The organism is Reinekea sp. G2M2-21 (assembly GCF_015687175.1).
Classification (GTDB): Bacteria; Pseudomonadota; Gammaproteobacteria; order Pseudomonadales; family Natronospirillaceae; genus Reinekea.
On sequence record NZ_JADPQG010000022.1, the window covers coordinates 1 to 3,173 of the forward strand.

Genomic DNA, 3,173 nt, shown 5'->3' on the forward strand with positions numbered 1-3,173 from the left:
GAAACTGGGGCTTTGGTCTGTGCTTTCTGTTACTGCGCAATGTGAAAGGCTATGGCTGGAACCACAAGCGTGTGTATCGGATCTACGGGGAGTTGGAGCTTAACCTGCGCATCAAACCGAAGAAACGGATCGTTCGAGAGAAGCCCGAGGCCCTAGCCCGAATATTTCACCAAAATCACATCTCGGATAGCAAAACGGCTTTGGAATGCTGATAATAAAGGCACCACACCAATTATCTTCACCACTCAAAGCCGTAACGGAATGCTACCACATGATCTTACCTTTTTCGCCTCTTAAACGTCGTAAAGTTGAAGCTGATTTCTGCGGTGGTGACCTGACTTCCGACGCAGGTTTATTATTGTTGCGTGAAGTCGACCTAAAGCTCGGCCTCACTGCGCATCCAAATCAACTCTTACCAGATTCTCGTTGTGCTGGCCGCACTCAGCACAAGCAAATCAATCTGCTTCGCCAACGCCTGTTTGCCTTAGCCGCCGGTTATGAAGATCTCAACGATCACCAATCGTTACGCCATGACAGCGCTTTGAAAACCGCAACCTCTTCTCTCGATCCGTTAGCAAGCGCACCCACACTTTACCGCTTGGAGCAGCGAGCGGATGAAGCCTCCAGCTGGGCGATGCATGAGGTGCTAATGCGCCAGTTTATTCAAAGCTTCGATCAAGCTCCGGCCGAGTTGGTTCTGGATTTTGATGCCACCAATGACCCTGTTCACGGTGAACAAATCGGGCGTTACTTCAATGCCTTTTACGACGAGTACTGCTTCCTACCTCTGTTCGTTTTCTGTGGCTCTCATTTGCTGACCGCTTATCTTCGCTCGGCCTGCCGGGACGCCGCCTATAATGCCCCGGCGGTTCTGAAGTGCCTGGTTAAACGATTGCGACAACAATGGCCCGAGATACATATTATCGTGCGGGCTGATGCGGGATTTTGTTGACCTTTATTACTGTCTTGGTGTGATCGCAATCGGGTTGATTACGTCATCGGCATGACCAAGAACAGCGTGCTCAAGTCTAAGAGCTCTGCGACGCGCTTATTGGCTAAATTAGACTGTGAAATTACGGGCAGAAAAGCGGTGTTGTTTGATGAGTTTGGCTACAGTGCCGGCTCTTGGCGTCAGCAGGAACGTCGGATGATTGTCAAAGCGGAGCATAGTCCTCAAGGTGAAAATCCTCATTATGTTGTTCCCAGCCTAACCGACCCACCCGAAGCGATTTATAGAGACTGGTATTGTGCCCGTGGTGACATGGAAAACCGAATCAAAGAACAGTAGTTTTTGTTTTCTGATCGTACTTCCTGCCATCACTGGTGGCTAAATCAGTTCCGGTTGCTGCTCCCTGGACTGGGCTATACGCTCGTGAATGGGCTTTGACGATTAGCCTTGGAAAACACAGAGCTGGCTCATGCCCAAGTAAATACAATCCGGCTGAAGTTGTTCAAAGTGGCCGCGGTTGTGATGAAAAATAGTCGGCGAATAAAGTTCATGCTGCCAAGTCACTATCCATTCCGGAATGAATTTGAAGTAGCACACAGTACTTTGAAAAGCGGATAGAAAAATAAGTGCTGACCCGGCACGAAATAAAGAATGGGGTAAGGGGAAGTGCGCCTGAAATTTGAAAAAGAAGCTTAAAAGCGCCTAATCAGCAAAGGATCAGGCGACATTAGCAAATGAATTGAGATGAAGATGGTTTTGTCTGGTTTGGTGAAATATACGGGCTAGGGGCTTGCCAGGTTTTGCCTATTGAGCAATGGTTTAGACTTTCCACAAGTCACTAAGTAATGGAGTGTACTTTCTTGCTAAATCTGATAGGGATCGCAACTAAGGGTTACAATCATTATTATGAAGCTCTGCAAAATAGCTTTTCACGTATTTTCTGAAGTCTGAAATAGGGATCTAAGAGCCTTCCCTGTGGATCACGGCATTCTATTTCCGTTTCAAGAAATGCGCTGTTGAGGGAAGCTTCCCAATCGATGTTCTCATTTTTCCTTTTCGGATAACTCAGATGCTTAAAATCGAATAGATTTTCTGGTTTAACACCAGCTTCAAAAGCCTTTTGGATGTAATCTGAATTTGGCGACCGCTCACCGCGCTCATACAAATACTGTGTAGCGACTTTCACACCGCACAAGCTAGCCATCTCCTTTACTTTAAGGCCTAAGCGCACTCTTTCAGCTACTAAGCGTTCTGCAAAAACGATCTGATCACTCATGAGCGAATTAATATCTCAAAAATTAATAAATAAATAATAACTCAGAGGCTACTACCAGAACCAGCAAAATATACATTTATATAATTTTTATTCATTTGTTGACATTGCCAGCATTAGCCTATAACTTGAATTGCGGTCAAGTTCATTCAGAGACACCACAGGAGGTGGTTTATGGATGCAAATTGCTTACTTCTTCATAAAGCAAAACAGCTAACTAAAAATGACAAAGGGTTTGAGCTTGTTAAAAAGGCAATCAATTCGGAACCAGCAAGAAGAGTTAAAGCCAGCAAAAACGGGAAGAACTACGCGATAAGATTCCCCAGCCGTAAGATGGCAGCCATAATTCAAGCAGAAAGCTCAACAATCGAATTCCCCAAACTCTTAGAAGCTGAAAATAAGAGCAAGATTCTTGGAATCTTTGATCAGCCCCCCCAAGCTTCCTCTATGTTACGAAACCGGCAAGAATCCCAGACACAAACAAAAGCACACTCTTGACTACTTATTCATTGCTGAAGATGAAATTCAATATCTGGAGTGCAAAAAGAAAAAACAGCTCCTTATCGAATCCCGCGATCGCCCCGATTTCATTACTTATCACCCCGAAACTGACACTTTTTCTAGTCCTGCTATTGAGAGGTTTCTAGAAGGCACCGGCATCACTTACGCTATCGTCGCCGAAGACGATATAAACCCAATCGAAGCAGAAAACATCGAATTACTTTACGACTACACCTATGGGATGAATCTTCGAAAATATAAGAAGTGGCTTAAAGAAATCGTAGGTATCGTTTCCGAATCCGATGGGACTACGGTCGAATTCCTGCTCGGGAAAAACGTTCCTCCTGAATACATTTATGCTGCAATCTCTTTACAGGACGTCTACTTCCCTCTCACTGAACTCACTCTCTTAGATGTTAGAAATGCCTTTGTATTCAACGCGCTTTCAAG

At 45.0% G+C, this 3,173-nt stretch carries 3 protein-coding genes and 2 pseudogenes; 4 read left to right on the forward strand and 1 reads right to left on the reverse strand.

The features are described from left to right. Together IYN85_RS25395 and IYN85_RS25400 are read left to right on the forward strand one after the other, a co-directional pair. Nucleotides 1-158 (forward strand): annotated as a pseudogene (locus IYN85_RS25395) (IS3 family transposase); the annotation flags it as partial. Between the two features lie 113 nt (nucleotides 159-271). Further along, a pseudogene (locus tag IYN85_RS25400) lies at nucleotides 272-1,567 on the forward strand (IS1380 family transposase). Between the two features lie 286 nt (nucleotides 1,568-1,853). Here the strand turns inward: IYN85_RS25400 and IYN85_RS25405 are convergent. Then, complete coding sequence (locus tag IYN85_RS25405; RefSeq protein WP_196161786.1) at nucleotides 1,854-2,225, reverse strand: helix-turn-helix domain-containing protein; 372 nt, start codon at nucleotides 2,223-2,225, stop codon at nucleotides 1,854-1,856. A 171-nt stretch (nucleotides 2,226-2,396) separates the two neighbouring features. On the opposite strand from IYN85_RS25405, the gene IYN85_RS25410 reads away from it, so the two are divergent. Next, nucleotides 2,397-2,720, forward strand: coding sequence for a hypothetical protein (locus IYN85_RS25410; protein ID WP_196161787.1), 324 nt, complete (start codon nucleotides 2,397-2,399; stop codon nucleotides 2,718-2,720). Then, nucleotides 2,635-3,173: hypothetical protein (locus tag IYN85_RS25415; RefSeq protein WP_196161788.1), on the forward strand; the 539-nt coding region annotated here is incomplete at its 3' end. The genes IYN85_RS25410 and IYN85_RS25415, both read left to right, overlap by 86 nt.